Annotated in this window: 1 protein-coding gene; it reads right to left on the bottom strand. The window is 45.6% G+C overall.

The window, feature by feature from the left end; translation table 11 throughout:
• A partial coding sequence (locus HC176_RS17300) for an undecaprenyl-diphosphate phosphatase (RefSeq protein ID WP_167920245.1) occupies window positions 1-388 on the bottom strand: 388 nt, incomplete at both ends.

Raw genomic sequence — 388 nt, 5'->3', positions numbered from 1 at the left:
ACCCCTACAATAAAACAATAGATGGCGAAGTAGGATAATTTGCTCTTTTTCACCAGGGTAATCATCCAGGTACATGCAGCAAACCCTGCAATGAAAGCGGCTATAAACCCGGCAATTAGCGGCATTGGTTCCATGGTGCTATTGGTAATATCCCCGCTAAGCAGGTCTTTAGCGATCTTACCTAAGATAAGAGGCACAACCATTAAAAATGAGAAACGGGCTGCCTTTCCTTTGTCATTTCCGAGTAAAACTGAAGTAGAAATAGTAGCTCCACTGCGCGAAATTCCGGGGAGGATGGCTATAGCCTGTGCCACCCCGATTACGATACTATCTTTGTAGCTAACGGGCTTTCCGGTATGTTTTGCTTTGTCGGCCAACCACAGCAACA

Source organism: Tamlana crocina (genome assembly GCF_012037625.1).
Note: the sequence above shows the minus strand (reverse complement) of the source record. Positions and strands in the feature narration are given on the sequence as shown.